Genomic DNA, 17290 nt, shown 5'->3' on the forward strand with positions numbered 1-17290 from the left:
ATTTAGCATCATTAACACATTAAGACATTCTACCGCAACAAGTATGAAGTATTCCTGAATACGTATTTTTACCTGTCGAAACAACTACAGCCTTTGCATTTCCGTCAACAATATACGTACCTTTGAAACATACATTTTCAAGTTCAAGTGGATTATAGTCTTTCATCCGTTTTAATGGAATAAATCGTTTACGTTCAAGATGATAGCAACTTTCAAATTTCTCAATACTAGCATCGTTTCCTGTCAGCATAGATTCATTTACTAATAAATCATTTGCATAAATAATACGTACATCTGCTGGCACTGTATCGCCCTCTGCAAGAAAAATCATATCTCCAGGTACAAGCTCTTGTACTGGTAATTTCATCATTTTTAGTTCACTGTTTAGCCCTGTTACGCTACAGCCAGCTACTCTAGAAACAGTAACTGTTTCACATTGTAATTCATCACCCATATTTTGTTTTGAAAGACCTGGGATCATTCCACTTAGCTTCATCATTACTTCCGCAATACGCGCTCTTTTTGAAGTTAATTCATTTCGTCCGTATACTTGAATACGCTTTTGTGCCTCTTTCATAGATAGTCCGTCTCTTGTTGTTTTAAAATACGCAAATACAGATTTTACATCTCTTGTTGCGATTTCAATTAATAAATCTTTATTTTTTTGAAGCATTGTTTGTTCTTTCATTGCTTTTTTACTTAATTTATACGAAGTGTTACCCACACTTTTATTTACATATAACATATTATCGTCTCCTCCTTTACAACATAGGAAGAAACGCTTTGTTTCTCAATTTATCCACTTTACTGTGAAAGTGTCTAGCGCTTAAATACTCGAATAAACGCTACATTATGATAAATATAGAGGGAGGAACAAGTCGTTTCCTGCCTACATCATATATTTTTGATTTGAAGTATATGGGTAACGGAACCGAGTCAGAATTTGACATGCTCCTCACCTCCTCTTTAATTTTTTAGTTATAATCTATACTATGAAATTACTCATAGTTTGCTAACAAAAAAGACCCTTACTCATAAGAGAGCAAAGGTCATTGCATACACAAATAAGCGATTCCTAATATAATACAATTAGAAATCTATGGACCTCTCCCTCGCCGAGTTTTAGCACTGTATAGCATAGGTTCATTACCAGCTACGTTAAGAAAAACCTTAATTCGATCATTCCTGTTGACCCATTGGCGTCTCTCGACATTTTTGGGCAGTAGCATTTCTCTATACAGGAGCCTCACCTAACAGAGACTTATTATAATTACATAGAAAATGTTACTCTTATTTAAAATAGATGTCAACACTTTGTATGGAAACTTGTCCTTATTACAATAACTATCTCGAGTTTATTAGTACACTAATACGCATCCTGCTCAGCGTTCGGCTACATAAATTAATTGAACACATATTGCAAAAAATTAGCAAATGAAAAATAAAACCCTTACGTTAAAATGTAAGGGTTTTAATACGTTACACAACCAGCAATTACAATTCCGATGGAAAGTGATAAAAACATAAGGAAAAGACCAACTGCTTGATTATCTTCTTCAAGACTTTTATTAATATTAAAACGTGGTGTAAGCCATTCCGCTAAATAAAAGACAATAATTTGAGCTAAAATCCCAACAGCTCCCCATGAAACCATATCAAGAATTGAAATAGAATTAGCAGCCGTTGAATATAAAACGATAGCAAGACCAAGTAGTCTTCCTCCAAGTACATAGCTTACCGCTTTATTCCCTTGAGCCATTAACTTAAATTCCTTAACTTTCGTTGTCACTTCCATAAGAAAAAGACCGATACACAAAAGTACAAGTGATACTGCTAAATATAGTAAAAATTTAATCATTTATTTTCCTCCTTCTTAATACCTACCGGTAAATAATACGATTCATTTCCCGTAATTTTTTCTCCGGCACGTATACCGATGCTGCTCGCTTTTCCAGCAATTAAAAAAGCCCCAAACACGTACGACAGCTTCTCAATTCCTTTTTCAGTTTCCAAAAATACAACTGGAAGCTCTGTATATTTCTGAAATATAGGCAGTGACGATTTATACGTTTCATGTGCATTTCGAATCATAATATTTGTATCCTTATCACGAATCGTAATCGTGTCACCTTCCCTACCGAACGAAGGTTTTTGAACGAACGGACTTTTCCCAAAAAATAAATCTGGCTCTAAATATGTAGGAAGCATATATTCTTTAATCCACTTTTGTTCCTCACTTGTGTAAAAAGCACCTTCTTCTGCTAATCCCCAAATAAGACATTGAATTGATTTCGGCTGAAGTAAAAAGGCCGACAAAGGATTTATAATAAAAAGCTTTCCTTCTTTTACAAGTTGCAAAAGTTCTACTCCCACCAAATCCCCCGTTTCGGGATCTTGATCTTCAATTAAGTCTTCAATTGGATATGTTTGGCGATACAAAACATCAATTGGTACACCATCTCTATCTACTAAAGCATCATCTGTAATTCTAAGTTCTGTCATTGGCATTACTTTATTTTCAACATGGCATAGCCCACTCAAATACATAGTCGTATTCCAATCTTCTATATGTTCAGGATGAGCTGTGAAAACAACATTTGGATCTTCCATTCCTTTTGTAAACTCCATTACGGCTTTTGTAATACCAGAAGAAAGTAAGCGCTCTTGATTTGCATTTGGATCATCATAGTCAAGTTCTTCACAAACTTTTCCATTCATTTGAAAGCATTCCACAATAAAAGTTGGAGTATCACTATTAAACTCAAGCATTTTAATACGATTATCCTCTGTTAAAGCAAAATCAAATCGTGAAATAACAGATTCAGGATACATCCCTTTCAGTCTAATAAAAGGCAAGCTTGTAGTTGGAAAACCGAGTTCAAGAAGCTGTTCATTAGATACATTCCGAAGAATTCTAGCAGTCTTAAAAAATATTTTCCCCATTCGTTCAGTTGCTACTTGTAATTGTTTCATCGTTTGCTCTGTTATCGGGAAAACATGAAACAAACTATACTCACATTCATATAAATCCGACCAAAAATTCGGATATTTCGAATAAAACTCTTTTCGATCCCTTATGTATTGCGACATATGTTAGCCCCCAAATCCTCCCTTTGAACCGCTTCCAATTCCACCTTTAAATTCGGCCGAAGATTGATAAGTTTTAAACTCTGATGAATTTTTGAAGGTGGATTTATTTTGATAGTATGTACCACCATAAAAGTAATGTCCACGATAACCTGAACTACTATCATCACACTGCCAAACACCAAGCTCATCATCCCAATCCCAATCAGAACAACTATTATCATTCGGTTCGGGGGGAATATCTTGCGCGCAGCCAAATAAAGTGCCCGTCATTAAAGATGTTAGGACACCACCTACTAGCCATTTCGTTTTTGTCACCTTTGCACTCCCCTTTTTAAATTATATTTCTATTATATAAGATGTCATGATAAAGTAGAAGAAAAAGGAAGAAGAGGGATAAAATGCGATTGGAATATCGGCTCAATGATGAAACAAACGGGTATCCAGCTTTATGGAACTACGCAAATATTTCTAATTCTGAAATTGTCGCGCGCATGACTTGTGAATATTTTATAAAAGATGGAAATACATATATCGTTACTGCAACTTCAGTAGATCCAGACGGAACAGCAGTGTTATATATACAAAAAGAAGTTTTTTCCAACGACCCTTCAGATCCTACATACTCGCACATAGGTTTTGAAATTAGAGAACTAAAGGAAACCTGCTCAATTATGATAGAAAGTAAAGATATTTGGAATTACGAGGATATATTACCCTCTCTCCATTCAGATATTATATATATTCAACGGGATGGAATACATTTGGAATTCACCCTCGATTCAAGAGAAATTGATGAAGACCGCAAGTGCTATATTTATTATGGGAACTTTACAGGTAAATCGAGATAACATGAGTATATTTATTCAACAAAAAAACCTTACGTATAAAACGTAAGGCTTTTTATATAGTCCCACATATGCCGTTATCTATAGATGTCCATAAACCTGCTCTCACAGGTGGATGTTCTCACAAATGTTTGTAACTTCCTTCTTAAAAAGATGGCCTGCTATCTACATTTAAATATTGAACTTCCGCATTATACTTATTGGTTTAAGACATACACAAGCTACGTACACCGTAGGAATTTTATATACTATTAGTTGAAATAAGACCCCCGCAAGTGCCGTCTCTCGTAAATGTCCAAAAACCCGCTACTCGCAGGTGGATGCCCTCACAGTTACCGTATATCTTCCTCCACAAGGAAGGCTTGATAATGGTCACTAAATATTGAGCTTCCGTAAAACTAACATCGGTTTTAGACATAAATAAGTTACGCACACCGCAGGATGTATTATTTACTTGTCGTTATATTATCACATTGTTTCCAATGTGTAAAATATAATTTTTTTGAAGCAATCTCTTGCTTGTGACCTTATTTTAATACAAATTATTTTTGCATGCAAGTGATTAATCTTCTTCTTTTGCAATTTGATTTTCTGGATAAGAAATCCAATCGCTCCAGCTACCTGTATACAATTTAACATTTTGAAAACCAGCTAATTTTAATGCAACTATGTTCGGGCACGCTGTAACACCAGAACCACAATATACGATTGTTTCCTTCTCCTTATCAAGATTTTGGAAACGCCCTTGCTGTTCCTCTTCGTTTTTAAAGTGTCCCGATTCTAAAATCCCATCTTTCCAAAAATAGTTTACTGCCGTCGGAATATGCCCTGCCTTCGAATCAACGAGCTCTTCCGCACCAGCATAACGTTTTGGTTCCCTAGAATCAATTAATGTCATATTTGCACCTGCACGAATTTTCCCTCTCACATCTTCCATCGTTACAAGCATATTTTCTTGTATTTCCGGTATAAAAGGTTTTCGTGCAATAACTGGGATATTCGGCGTTGTGTGTAATCCATTCTCTTTCCAAGCTGGAAATCCACCGTCTAATATATACACTTTCTCATGTCCTACATAGTTTAATAACCACCATAAACGCGAAGCCATTGCACCAGCTTGACTGTCATACGCAATCACTGTCGTATGTTCATCAATTCCGGCCTGTGAAAGCTTGTCTGCAAACTCCTCAATATTTGGCAACGGATGGCGGCCACCATGTTCTGCTACAGGACTTGATAAATCTAAATTTAAATCAAAATATAACGCATGAGGAATATGTTCTTCCTCATACTTCTCTCTACCCCAATTAGGATTCGCTAAATCAAATCGACAATCGATTATACGGACATTCTCATCTTCTATATGCTCACGTAACCATTCGACTGTAACAACCATCTTTAACGACCTTCTTTCTCTTGCAAACGACCTACATACTCCATAACCATATCTTTTGTAACAAGTTTACGCTGCAGTGTAACACCATTTTTTGCAAGATCATTAATTTGCTTTGTTACAACATTAATGATATCAACCGAAAATTCTTTCCCCTTTGACGCAAGAGATACGGCTGCTTCAATAGCTGCTTCACGCTGCGCATCTAATTGTAAACATGCTTTTACACTTTCATTTTGTTTACGAGAATGTGCTGTAATTGCTTTATGTACTTCCATCTTCTCTTCCCCCTAAATAAGTTATACGTTCTTATTCAATTCCATTGCAAGCCGAATCATATCACGACATACAATCCCATTTTCAATAATCTCTTCTTCATAATGCTTTGAAAAGTAATCAAAATCAATAGAAAAAATACGAAATCCACATTTTTGATATAAAGCAAGTTGTGAAACACTAGAATTGCCTGTACCAACTTCAAGTTTTGACATACCATATCCTTTAGCAGTTTCTACGGCATGACTTAATAGCTGCTTTCCAATCCCTTTTCCTTGCAAATGCTCTACAACCGCAATATTCATAATTTCCATTGTCCTTGGTCTTGTTTCCAAAAGCACATATACACCGATGATTCTTTCTTCTTGTTTAGCTATATACGTAAACCCACTCTGTACATATGCATCAATTTGGCTTTCACTTGGATCAGCAAGGAGTAATAAAGATTTCGGTATAGCTTCTTTCGAAATACGCTCTATGACAACAGACATAAAAATTCCCCCTCCTCTATTGTTCTAAACCCCCCTTGTCTACCATAGATAATAGAAAGGAGGGATTCACCATGGACAACAATGAGAAAAAATGCAACGTCATCTCTATTGATGGAAAGAAAAAGAAGAGCGACACATATTCCTATCCAAAATTAGTAGTAGAAAACAAAACGTATGAGTTTTCTTCATTCGTCTTATGCGGTGAAACACCAGACGGCAGACGCTTAGTTCTTACCCATATGATTTCTACTGATGAGTTTGCAGGGTTTGTAAAATCTTTAGATACTGTACTACAAAAGAAAATTGAACGAATCTTTTTTTCATAACAGCTATTTAATATAAATTTCTTTTTCAATTTCTACTAACTGCTTTTGTAGCTCTTCTTTACTTTGTTCGTATAGTGATACATCAATTGTTTCAGCTAAAGCGAATAATATACTTTCATAATAATTCTCAACATCTTGCTGCATCACCTTTTGGAATAGGTTCCATTTTGCATCCCACTCTTGCTTATAATGATGAACGAATAAATCTTCTTCATCAACTACATAGTTTGATACGAAAGGTTCTAACACTCCTTTAGCGTCTTCTTGCATAAAAGCTTTATCATTTTTTTCAAAAAAGCTTTTCTCATTTTTAAAATGTGCTAGTGCCTTTTTAAAATCTTTTATTTCTATTGAAGGAAACGGCTCTTTATGTGTAATAATTTTATATTCATAATCCACTGTTCCACCCATAGAAATCGATTCATTTTCCACTTTGCAATTCACAACAATTTCATCCTTTGCACGCTTCATCGCTTCATCTATCCATTTTTCAAGACGTAATGATGTCGCACGCATTTCTTGTAATAAATCATGTTGAATAAATGAAACTAATTCCATTACACATTGCTGCAACTGCATTTTCACATTCCCATCTGTTCGTAACGACGCCGGATTAATAAATTCAGTAAACACATCGTTATAGCGTAAAAATAGACGTTGGTGTACATAATAAAGCAATTCTTTCACTTCATTTTGCATTGCTTGCTCTTCAGCAAGTACACTATATGATGAAATAATATGAAGTAGCTGATTACGCTCTGCTTCATATTTTTTTGTTTGCTTCTCTTTCTCATCATTTCCCTGCTTTGCGCCATTTATCATATTTACAAGAAGCTGATTCGCTCCTTGTAATGCACCATATAAAGCATGCACAGATACAAGCATTAAATCCCTCATCATAAAGGACGTAAATGATTCTTCAAACTTAGTAATCCCGGAGTTTTGTAAAATACCATACTTTTCTTTATCAATACTTTTCCCTTGCTTTTCTTCAAGCGCACATAAACTTGAAATTGCAAATAAACGTGGATTTCTAATACCGTATTGCAGGAGCTGATCCGCAATATAACCTTTTACCATTTCAAGTTCTTCTTCAGATTGCGCTAAATCGGCAGCATTTATTAAGAAGAACATTTTATCAAGTGCAAATGTATCCTTTACACGACCGAGCTGAATTAAAAACTCACGATCTGCACGAGAGAAAACATGATTATAGTATGTTACGAATAAAATAGCATCTGCGTTTTTAATATACTGGAATGCAACATCCGTATGACGCGCGTTAATAGAATCCGCCCCTGGTGTATCTACAAGAGCTACTCCTTGCCTTGTTAAAGCACAATCATAATAAAGCTCCATATACTCAACAAAGCATGATTTTTCTTCATTAGCTACATAATCAGAGAACTCCTCTAACGTAACTTGTAATTGTTCCCCTAAATGATTAACAACTGCCTCATATCCTTTTTGTACCGCTCGCAAAAAGCTAAATGTTGTTTTTTGCTTCCCGCTTGGTGAAGGGTATTTCATAATTTGATCAATTTTCGTTAACGCTTCTTCCAATGTAGCAATTTCATAGTGAAACATTTTATAAACAGCTTTAATATCTTCTAACAGCGCTTGCTCTGATTTAAACTGGACAATTACCGTTCCATGTTGTTTATCTTCTGTAACTGGCAAAATTTGATTTATTGTTGCTGTCGTTGGGTTTGGCGATACAGGAAGTACCTTTTCACCGAGCAATGCGTTAGCAAATGATGATTTCCCAGCACTAAAAGCTCCAAATAACGCTACTGTAAATTGCTTCGTTTCTACACGCTGTCTTTTTCCAACTACTTCTTGCTGTAGATGTTTCAGTGTAGGCAATGGATCTAATATCGTTTCAGCTTTCTTCACTTTTTCTAATATACGCTGAATATTTAAAGCTTTCGTTCCTTTAATCTCTTCTTCACTAGCCGCTACGTTATCATTTACAATTTCTTGCTCTTGTAGTTTAAACTTCTCACTAACCACTTGTTTTTTACTTTGTAATATTTCGTCTATTTGCAATCCATCTGGTATAGAAACATTTTCATTCCAAATATCTCCTAAATAGCTCTCATATTCCTCATACGTCTTAATGTACTGTAATTTTGTTTCTTTTGCTGTTTGTAACATCGTATATTTTTCAATTTCTTCTTCAATACGAGCAATCTCTATCTTCACTTTCTTCTGCAATATACCCGTACTTTTTCCAAAGATTTGCTGTGATTTCATAAAGTATCTTTTCTTTAACTCATTTGCAACGTCAGCAGTATAAAGAAGTAAGTAATCACTGGTAAATCCAGCCCCCTGTTTAATTGTTTCAGCCAACACTTCCGGTCCGAAAGCAATTTCTAACGCATATATGTCTTTCCCTATTTCCTCTGTAAATAACCCTTCTTCTTTTAAGAAGGCTACAATAAATTCTTTCACATGAAAATCAAGTTGCGTTTCAACAGTCTTTTGAAGAGCAGAATAAAAAGCATCTACACGTCTCTGTTTTTCTTGCTCCGTCTTTCCTTTCGCAAATAACAAGCCAACTTTAAACTTCGTTAATTTCGTTTCTAAATATTTATTTGCCAATTCTCTCATTTCAAATGGCATTAAATACGCGTTATCTAATATGGCTTGTAAACCTTTTATAAATTCATTTCTCACATCAGATTCTTTACTAGCCACCCGATTTTTATTTTCAGTTAACTCTTCCTTTTTTTCAACTATCTCTGAAAGTGACAGTGGTGATGTTAATTCTTCTTCATATTTCATGAGATGTTTTTCATTTTCAGAAAGAATAAACGAACAATGTTCTTGCAGTAAATATTCTGTTTCTCGCTCCATTCCCTTTCTTACATACTGCTCTTTTTCTTTCATGATAGAAAAGATTAATGCTTCTAAACTTTGAATTTCATTGTATGGATGATTCATCATTCGCAATGATGTATAGAAAATACCATCTACTTCAATATCCCAGTTAGAAAAAGACTGTTTTACACTATCTCTATACTCTTCAAACGATAACTCATTTGCTTTATGTTTATCTATTTGGTTTACAACGAGATAAACCGTTTTATTACGTTGTTTCAATTCTTTAACAAACTGTAAGTTAACCTCTGATTGGACATGGTTATAATCCATCATATAGAAAATAACATCTGCTAGATGCAGTGTTGATTCCGTCGCTAATTGGTGGGCATCATCCGTAGAATCAATTCCGGGCGTATCAACTAACATAACCCCATCAGGAATTGGCGCATCATTTCGATAAATATGAACACCAATTACTTCATCACCGTCTTTACATATTTGTTTTAATTCTTCTGCTGAATATGCGCCGTCATATTCATACTGTTCTCCAGACTTAATCGTTACAACAACACGATCAGATCCTCTTTCAATTTTAACAACGTTAGCACTCGTTGGAATCGGACTTGTCGGTAATAATTGCGCTTTATATAGGTGATTCATCATTGTCGATTTCCCAGCAGAAAAATGACCACAAAAAGCTAGCATAAGCTGCTCTTGTTTATATTTTTGAATCACTTCAAACAACTTCAAACTATTCTCTACATCGCCGTTTTTTTGCCACTCTTCATAAAAACAAACAAGTTTTTTCATACCGTTTGTCTGTACTATGTTTGTCATCCCCTTGTTCCCCTTTATCCAAGATGTATATACTTTATCCCGCTATTTGTGGGCAGTAAAAACCCGTTTCGTGCGGGCTATTAATCAGTGAGGGATAGACCTCCCCGCTGATTAAAGTTTCACTTTATTATCATACTAAATTTTCAGCATATTCACATCAAAAATAAAAAATCCCTTTCATTCTTTTTACAAATGAAAGGGATTTTATGTAATATTATTCATTTTGTTGTTCCTACTCCATTTAATACATACTTTGTAACACCAACATATATAGCAATCGTTCCTACAACAAGTGCATACACCATATTAACACACCAACCTTTTTTGATAATGATTATCACTTTTGAATACATTTTATCATTAAAGAGAATCATTATCAACAAATTTCTAAAAAAAGAAAGCTCCTTCGGGAAAAGGAGCTTTACTGCCTGTTTTAAAGAAGTTTAAAACTTGCTGTGCACTCTTATTATATCTCATAATGCACATCTTAGCAGTTTTAAAAATTGGAAATTACCTATATACCCTCCTCCTTACATTTTGTATAATAGAGTGAAACTGTAATTAGTGGGGATATTTCCCATCCCCACTAATTATTAGTTGAACCAATCGGGCTTTTACAAGCAGCCCGACTCCCACCTAACTTCCTCGTATTCACTGAATTTTGAGGTGGGAGTCTTACTGCTTGTTAATGCGGGATAAAAGGGAATTACTTAACAAGGAGGAAAATAATGACACAAAATATTTCACAAGGCGAGAGGATACATTCCATCGATATTATTAGAGGAATAGCTGTACTAGGTATTTTTCTTGTTAACTGGCCAGTTATCGCTGGTGTTGATTCTCGAGACATTTCCGGCGTTTATGATGGATTAGACAGCTATATTCGCTTATTTTATGACATGTTTATTCAAACGAAATTTTATACTATTTTTTCATTTTTATTCGGATTAGGTTTTTATATCTTTATGAATCGTGCTGAGGCGAAAACAGATCGTCCGAAAACTTTATTTGTTCGCCGCTTGCTTATTTTATTATTATTTGGGTTCTTGCATTACGTTCTTTTATGGGACGGGGACATCTTACATAGTTATGCAATCGCTGGATTTTTCTTATTGTTATTTTATAAGAGAGAACCTCGTACTATTTTGATTTGGGCATTAGTTTTACTAAGCATTTTTCAATTTTTAATGCTAATTACTAGCATTGGAATTGCCTTAATGCCAAGAGATGAGCTAGGACTCTCCTTACCAATCATGCCATTAGAAGACTGGATGTTACAAATACAAAATCGTTTCCATGCGTTTTATTCTGAAGCAATTGGGCTAAGTGCATTCATGCTTCCAGAAACAGTTGGATTATTTTTGCTTGGTTTATATGCTGGTAAAAAAAATATTTTCCGCCGCTCAAAAGAATTAGATCCAAAACTAAAAAAATGGCAAATCATTATGTTCGTTTTAACATTACCAATGTGGTTCTTCATGGTCCGTTACTTCTTATCAAAACCATCTTATGAACCATTTTATATGCAGGCCTTTACAATGTTTAGTGGAAAAACATTATTCATATTCTACATTTTCACGCTCATGCGTTTATTACAAAAAGAAAGATGGCAAACATTATTACGTCCGTTCCAATATGTCGGACGAATGGCGTTAACAAATTACATCACGCATACGATTGTTACGTTACTTGTATTCGGCCTATTTTTCAAAAATTATTATCCCGCTCCATTATGGGTGGGACCACTATTTTGCATCGGCTTTTATACGTTACAAATCTTTATTAGCCGCTGGTGGCTTTCACGTTACCAATATGGGCCACTTGAATACATTTGGCGCCTTGGTACATACGGTAAGATAATGCCACTTAAAAAGAAAAGCAAGGTCTCATAATGAGACCTTGCTTTTTTACGCTTCTCTTACTGCACTTTGCATCGGAACTGGCTCTTCTTTTACTTTCACTTTACGCTGCGGCACCATATTAAATACGATATTTAAAAGTACTGCTGATGCACTTCCAAGTACAATTCCGTTATCAGTTAAAATACGGATGTTTTCCGGAAGCTGTGAGAATAACGTTGGAACGACTGTAACTCCAAGTCCGATTCCGACAGAACATGCAACAATTAATAAATTTTCTTGTTTTCCAAAATCAACACTGCTTAACATTTTAATACCATATGCCATAACCATGCCGAACATTGCTAGCATTGCACCGCCAAGTACTGATTTCGGAATAATTGTTGTAATGGCTGCGATTTTAGGAATAAACCCAAGAGCAATTAACATACCACCACAAGTATAGATAATGACGCGATTTCTTACTCCAGTTAATTGAACAAGTCCTACGTTTTGAGAATATGTTGTGTATGGAAATGCGTTAAAAATACCACCTAGAACCATTGCTAATCCTTCTGCGCGATAACCTTTTGTTAATTCTTTTTCACCGATCTTTTTATTACAAATATCAGATAATGCAAAATATACCCCTGTTGCTTCCACAATTCCTACGCAAGCAACGAGAATCATCGTAATAATTGGCGTTAATTCAAATGTTGGTGTACCGAAGTAAAACGGCTGAATGCCGTGGAACCAATCTGCCTCTCCAACCGCTTGCAAACTTACTTTCCCCATAAATGCTGCGACGATTGTACCGAACAAAAGACCAAGTAATATAGAGATTGAACGGATAAATCCATCAAAGAAACGATACATAATAATGATAAATAATAAAACACCAAATGCTAACGCTAAATTTTCTAGACTTCCGAAATCTTTACTTCCAACTCCTCCAGCCATATCATTAATAGCTGCTGGAACAAGTGTAACTCCAATTACGGTAACGACTGATCCTGTTACGACAGGTGGAAACAGTTTTACAAGCTTTCCAAATAATTTCGCAAAAATAACAACGAATAACCCGGCAGCAATAATCGCTCCATAAATAGAAGACACCCCGTATTGTTTTCCGATTGCAATCATCGGTCCAACCGCTGTAAATGTACAACCAAGTACAACCGGAAGCCCAATACCGAAAAAGCGATTTGATAATGCTTGTAAAATCGTTGCTACGCCGCACATTAATAAGTCAATCGATACTAAATACGTTAATTCTTGTTGATTTAAACCAAGTCCCCCGCCGACAATAAGAGGAACAATAATTGCACCAGCATACATAGCAAGCATATGCTGCATACCAAGCGATGCGATTTTAAATGGATGTTGCTTCATCGTTTATTTCACCTCCGCAGTTTCTTGCTGTACAAATGTAACTGTGCCGTTATCAAGTGATGCAATTTCTGCTAGTGACTCAACACGAACTCCTTGTTCGCGAAGCTTCTTTCCTCCATCTTGAAATGCTTTTTCAATAACAATACCAATTCCTGCAATACTTGCTCCAGATTGCTCTACTAAACTCATTAAACCTAAAGCAGCCTGACCGTTTGCTAAAAAGTCATCGATAATTAAAACGCGATCATTTTCATCGATATGATTTCGAGATAATGAAATTTCATTCGTTTCTTGTTTCGTAAATGAGTATACGTTTGCAACGTACATATTATCTTGTAACGTTAACGATTTACGTTTTCTTGCAAAGATTACTTTTACACCAAGCTCTAATGCAGCCATAACTGCTGGTGCAATGCCTGAAGATTCAATCGTCACGATTTTTGTAATGTTCTCTTCTTTAAAACGTTTAGCAAATTCTTTTCCGATCTCTTGCATAAGTACTGGGTCAATTTGATGATTTAAAAATGCATCTACCTTTAATACGTCACCAGATAAAACCTTTCCTTCGTTCAAAATCTTTTCTTGTAATACTTTCATGTTTGTTCCCCCTCTTATGCAATAAAAAAACTCCAAAAGCCGCCACCACTCGTTACAAGTGAGAGACGCGCTTTTGGAGTTTCGCAAAAAAGAATGCTAAACAAGCAAATATATTCGTCCTCACTCATAGTCAAAGTATTTACGGTACTTCGGTAGAAACTTGCAGGCCATATCCCCGCGATTATATGAGTGTAGCTAACTATTTATTTTATAGAAGGATTATAACGCACTTTTTAAATTTTGGAAAGCATTTATTAAAAAAACACGTACGAATTTTATGAAAATACTATTTTCGTTCGAGTTTTGCAAACTCTTACATTTCATATTTAAGCGTCGTTAAAATGATTGGACCATCTTTTGTAAGCGCAATTGTATGCTCATATTGAGCTGATAATTTACCGTCCATCGTTCTTGCAGTCCACCCATTTAAATCTACTTTAGAATATCGCATACCTACATTTACTATGGGCTCAATTGTAATTACCATTCCTTCTTGTAACTCAGGCCCTTGTCCTTGTTTACCAAAATGAAAAATCGCTGGTTCTTCATGAATCTCTTTACCGATCCCGTGTCCCGTAAAGTCTCTTGCGACAGAAAAACCTTCAGAGGCTACATAACTTTCAATTGCGTATCCAATATCTCCAACATGGTTACCACTTATTGCTTGCTCAATCCCTTTATATAAAGCACTCTCTGCTACTAACAATAACCTTTTTGCTTCATCAGAAATATCTCCAACTATATACGTCCATGCAGAATCCGAGAGCGCACCATTTAAGTTTACTACCATGTCAATTGTCACAATATCTCCTTCCTGTAAAGGTACATCACTAGGGAAACCGTGACACATTTCATCGTTTACAGATGCACATATCGCATATGGATACCCGTTGTAACCTTTCTGTTCAGATGTTGCACCATGCTTTTCTAAATACGCTTCAACAAACGTATCAATTTCTTGTGTCGTTATTCCTGGTTTCATCATTTTTGCAATTTCTCTATGACAAGAAGCTAGTAACTTCCCAGATTCATGCATCAAATCTATTTCATTTTTCGTTTTAATTGTAATCATACTACCTCTCCTTACTAAACTTGCTATTTGCTACTAAACTTCAATCATACACATCCTCTTCCAAAATTTCAAAACTTCTAATTACAACAAGTACAAAAACAAACATCATTTATTTCTACATCAAAATAAAAAAACAGAAGCTCTTCTCTGTTTTTTAATCATTTTTACATATATAATTCATTTTCAAAAACTCAAAACAACTACCATTTGTTTTCTGTATAAACGTTCCAACAGCTTCGAATCCTGCTCTTTTATACACGTTAATCGCTCTTTCATTAAATGTCGCTACTGATAGTGTTATATAATTGCATCCGTATTTTTCTTTACTAAAAGCTAGTCCAGCTTTTACGAACTGTAGACCAAATCCATTCCCAGTTATATCAGGTCTCATTCCAAGACCTATATCAACCGTTTGATTATTTATGCTACTAAAACTAAAGAAACCAATGAAAGTACCATTTTCCTTCACAGAAAATGTATGATTCCCTCTACTCTCATCCTCTAAAAACTCAGCTAAATCTTCTTCATCTGCCTCTATATCATAAAAGGAATACTCCCCTTCATAATGCCAGTTATATGCAATTTCTTCTGCTTCCGCTTGCGACATTACTGTAAACATATAGCCCATTTCTCTCACTCCCTCATAAAAAAAAGCTGCAATTAAGCAGCTCCTGTTTTATAACTCATAAATCTCTTTATATTTAGCTTCTAAATAATCTGCTAAGTAGTTTGCATTTAAACCTTCACCTGTCACATCTTTTAAAATTTCAAGTGGTTTTTTCGTTTTGCCATATTGGTGAATATTCTCTGTTAACCATTCACGAATTGGTGTCACGTTTCCTTCTTCTAATAATGCATCAAAGTTTGGAATATCCTTTAGCATCCTATGTTTAAATTGCGCTGCATACATATAACCAAGCGCATAAGATGGGAAGTATCCAAATGAACCACCAGCCCAGTGAACATCTTGCAATACACCTTGTGCATCGTTTTCCGGACGAATTCCTAAATATGCTTCCATCTTATCATTCCAAGCCGCTGGCAAATCCTTCACTTGTAATGTACCATCAAATAATTCTTTCTCAAGTTCATAACGAACCATGACGTGAAGCGGATATGTAAGCTCATCTGCTTCTATACGAATAAACGATGGCTTCGATTCGTTAATCGCATCATAAAACTCGTCTACTGATATATCATTGAATTGACCATCGCTATACTCTTTTAATAAATCATAATTTTTCTTCCAGAATGATTTATTACGACCGATAAAGTTCTCAAAGAATAATGATTGTGACTCATGAATACCCATAGAAGTTCCACTACATAGCGGTGTACCTTCAAATTCCTCTGCAATATTTTGTTCATATACAGCATGACCACATTCATGAATCGTACCGAAAACAGCCATACGGAAGTCTTTCTCATCGTAACGAGTCGTAATACGAACATCCCCTCTATTTAATGTAATTTCAAAAGGATGTACCGTTTCATCAAGACGACCCGCTTCAAAGTTATAGTTCAATTGTTTTAATAACTCTAAAGTAAAATTCTTTTGTTTTTCTTTTGAAAAATGTTCAGCTAAAGCATTTGTTTTTAATTCTTTTTTAGACTCAGAAATTTCTTTCACAAGCGGAACGATACGTTCACGTAGTTGACCAAATACATGATCTAACACTTCTACTGTGATTCCCGGCTCATACATGTCTAATAGCGTGTTATATTTGTACGTTTCGTAACCCCAATATGTAATAAACTTTTTTTTGAATTCAACAATTTTTTCTAAATACGGACGGAACATTTCGAAGTCAGATTTTTCGCGAGCTTCTTCCCATACACTTTCCGCTTTCGCTTCTAATTTCACATACGCTTCATATTCCGCTTGTGGAATTTTCTTATTTCTATCATATTCTTTACGACACTCTTCAACCATTTTCTTTGTCGTTTCAGAAAGTTTATTTTCAACAATTAAAGATTCTAGTTCAGTTAAATAGTTCCCCATCTCATCTGAAGTCGACATCGCAAACACTTCGGATGAAAGCATTCCAATTACTTCTGAACGCTGGTCTACTCCTTGCTTTGGTGCACCTGTTCTTAAATCCCAAAACATTAAACTTAATGCCTCTCCGTAATTCTCTATCTTCTTCACATATGTTAAAAATTGTTTTTCCACTTCATATGTAGCAACTGTCATAGTATAAAAAACCTCCTTTTTCTACCTCAAACTTATTTCGACACTGAAACATAAATTCCTTTTCTAATAGAAAAAAAGCTTGGCAAATGCCAAACTTTTCCCTACAACATTTT

Annotated in this window: 17 protein-coding genes, 2 other RNA genes and 2 riboswitches; of the genes, 3 read left to right on the top strand and 16 right to left on the bottom strand. The window is 35.2% G+C overall.

Features of this window, described 5'->3' with window-relative positions:
* Positions 1–19: 19 nt before the first annotated feature.
* The 4 genes from AC0IXC_RS14870 to AC0IXC_RS14885 all read right to left on the bottom strand — a co-directional run bounded on the left by AC0IXC_RS14870 (position 20) and on the right by AC0IXC_RS14885 (position 3405).
* Positions 20–745: a P-type ATPase actuator domain-containing protein gene (locus tag AC0IXC_RS14870; RefSeq protein ID WP_002011924.1), complete on the bottom strand. Its 726-nt coding sequence runs from the start codon at positions 743–745 to the stop codon at positions 20–22.
* Positions 746–1099: 354 nt separating this feature from the next.
* Positions 1100–1265: riboswitch (M-box (ykoK) riboswitch) on the bottom strand.
* A gap of 206 nt (positions 1266–1471) precedes the next feature.
* Entirely contained in the window at positions 1472–1858 is a 387-nt protein-coding gene (locus AC0IXC_RS14875; RefSeq protein ID WP_471653013.1) for a DUF350 domain-containing protein, read from the bottom strand.
* The gene (locus tag AC0IXC_RS14880) at positions 1855–3090 is read right to left on the bottom strand and encodes a glutathionylspermidine synthase family protein (protein ID WP_471653014.1); all 1236 of its coding nucleotides are present in this window, start codon (positions 3088–3090) and stop codon (positions 1855–1857) included. The genes AC0IXC_RS14875 and AC0IXC_RS14880 overlap by 4 nt, the downstream gene beginning before the upstream one ends.
* 3 nt (positions 3091–3093) lie before the next feature.
* Entirely contained in the window at positions 3094–3405 is a 312-nt protein-coding gene (locus tag AC0IXC_RS14885) for a hypothetical protein (protein WP_002126505.1), read from the bottom strand.
* 83 nt (positions 3406–3488) lie between these two features.
* Here AC0IXC_RS14885 and AC0IXC_RS14890 point away from each other — a divergent pair, with 83 nt between their 5' ends.
* Positions 3489–3938 (top strand): hypothetical protein, encoded by a 450-nt coding sequence (locus AC0IXC_RS14890; protein ID WP_002030848.1) that lies wholly within the window; start codon positions 3489–3491, stop codon positions 3936–3938.
* 55 nt (positions 3939–3993) lie between these two features.
* On the opposite strand, the gene ssrS (AC0IXC_RS14895) is transcribed toward AC0IXC_RS14890, so the two are convergent.
* The 5 genes from ssrS (AC0IXC_RS14895) to AC0IXC_RS14915 all read right to left on the bottom strand — a co-directional run bounded on the left by ssrS (AC0IXC_RS14895) (position 3994) and on the right by AC0IXC_RS14915 (position 6095).
* A non-coding RNA gene (ssrS, locus tag AC0IXC_RS14895) (6S RNA) lies at positions 3994–4177 on the bottom strand.
* Positions 4178–4198: 21 nt separating this feature from the next.
* Positions 4199–4381, bottom strand: a non-coding RNA gene (gene ssrS / locus AC0IXC_RS14900) — 6S RNA.
* A gap of 116 nt (positions 4382–4497) precedes the next feature.
* The gene (locus AC0IXC_RS14905; protein WP_016101461.1) at positions 4498–5331 is read right to left on the bottom strand and encodes a sulfurtransferase; all 834 of its coding nucleotides are present in this window, start codon (positions 5329–5331) and stop codon (positions 4498–4500) included.
* A gap of 2 nt (positions 5332–5333) precedes the next feature.
* Positions 5334–5606, bottom strand: a complete 273-nt coding sequence (locus AC0IXC_RS14910) for a YpbS family protein (protein ID WP_002030845.1) — start codon at positions 5604–5606, stop codon at positions 5334–5336.
* A gap of 21 nt (positions 5607–5627) precedes the next feature.
* A complete protein-coding gene (locus tag AC0IXC_RS14915; protein WP_002189027.1) occupies positions 5628–6095 on the bottom strand; it encodes a GNAT family N-acetyltransferase in 468 nt (155 codons plus the stop codon).
* A 71-nt stretch (positions 6096–6166) separates the two neighbouring features.
* Here AC0IXC_RS14915 and AC0IXC_RS14920 point away from each other — a divergent pair, with 71 nt between their 5' ends.
* Positions 6167–6421: a DUF3931 domain-containing protein gene (locus AC0IXC_RS14920; protein WP_000369740.1), complete on the top strand. Its 255-nt coding sequence runs from the start codon at positions 6167–6169 to the stop codon at positions 6419–6421.
* A gap of 3 nt (positions 6422–6424) precedes the next feature.
* Here AC0IXC_RS14920 and AC0IXC_RS14925 read toward each other — a convergent pair whose 3' ends face one another.
* Positions 6425–10084 carry a dynamin family protein gene (locus AC0IXC_RS14925; protein WP_471653015.1) on the bottom strand — a complete coding sequence of 1220 codons (3660 nt, stop codon included), beginning with the start codon at positions 10082–10084 and terminating at the stop codon, positions 6425–6427.
* 218 nt (positions 10085–10302) lie between these two features.
* Positions 10303–10458, bottom strand: a complete 156-nt coding sequence (locus AC0IXC_RS14930; RefSeq protein WP_165689454.1) for a hypothetical protein — start codon at positions 10456–10458, stop codon at positions 10303–10305.
* A 354-nt stretch (positions 10459–10812) separates the two neighbouring features.
* Here AC0IXC_RS14930 and AC0IXC_RS14935 point away from each other — a divergent pair, with 354 nt between their 5' ends.
* Positions 10813–11976 carry a DUF418 domain-containing protein gene (locus tag AC0IXC_RS14935; RefSeq protein ID WP_471653016.1) on the top strand — a complete coding sequence of 388 codons (1164 nt, stop codon included), beginning with the start codon at positions 10813–10815 and terminating at the stop codon, positions 11974–11976.
* A gap of 15 nt (positions 11977–11991) precedes the next feature.
* Here the strand turns inward: AC0IXC_RS14935 and pbuX are convergent, their stop codons facing one another.
* From pbuX to ypwA, 5 genes are all read right to left on the bottom strand, one after another.
* Positions 11992–13314: a xanthine permease PbuX gene (gene pbuX / locus AC0IXC_RS14940; RefSeq protein WP_289403529.1), complete on the bottom strand. Its 1323-nt coding sequence runs from the start codon at positions 13312–13314 to the stop codon at positions 11992–11994.
* A 3-nt stretch (positions 13315–13317) separates the two neighbouring features.
* Positions 13318–13911: a xanthine phosphoribosyltransferase gene (locus AC0IXC_RS14945; protein ID WP_002030831.1), complete on the bottom strand. Its 594-nt coding sequence runs from the start codon at positions 13909–13911 to the stop codon at positions 13318–13320.
* A gap of 107 nt (positions 13912–14018) precedes the next feature.
* A riboswitch (purine riboswitch) is annotated at positions 14019–14120 on the bottom strand.
* A gap of 104 nt (positions 14121–14224) precedes the next feature.
* Complete coding sequence (locus AC0IXC_RS14950) at positions 14225–14983, bottom strand: type I methionyl aminopeptidase (RefSeq protein WP_471653017.1); 759 nt, start codon at positions 14981–14983, stop codon at positions 14225–14227.
* 154 nt (positions 14984–15137) lie between these two features.
* Positions 15138–15611 (bottom strand): GNAT family N-acetyltransferase, encoded by a 474-nt coding sequence (locus AC0IXC_RS14955; RefSeq protein WP_471653018.1) that lies wholly within the window; start codon positions 15609–15611, stop codon positions 15138–15140.
* A gap of 48 nt (positions 15612–15659) precedes the next feature.
* Positions 15660–17177, bottom strand: coding sequence for a carboxypeptidase (gene ypwA / locus AC0IXC_RS14960; RefSeq protein ID WP_002030824.1), 1518 nt, complete (start codon positions 17175–17177; stop codon positions 15660–15662).
* Positions 17178–17290 lie beyond the last annotated feature (113 nt).

This window comes from Bacillus sp. AC266, from assembly GCF_979253805.1.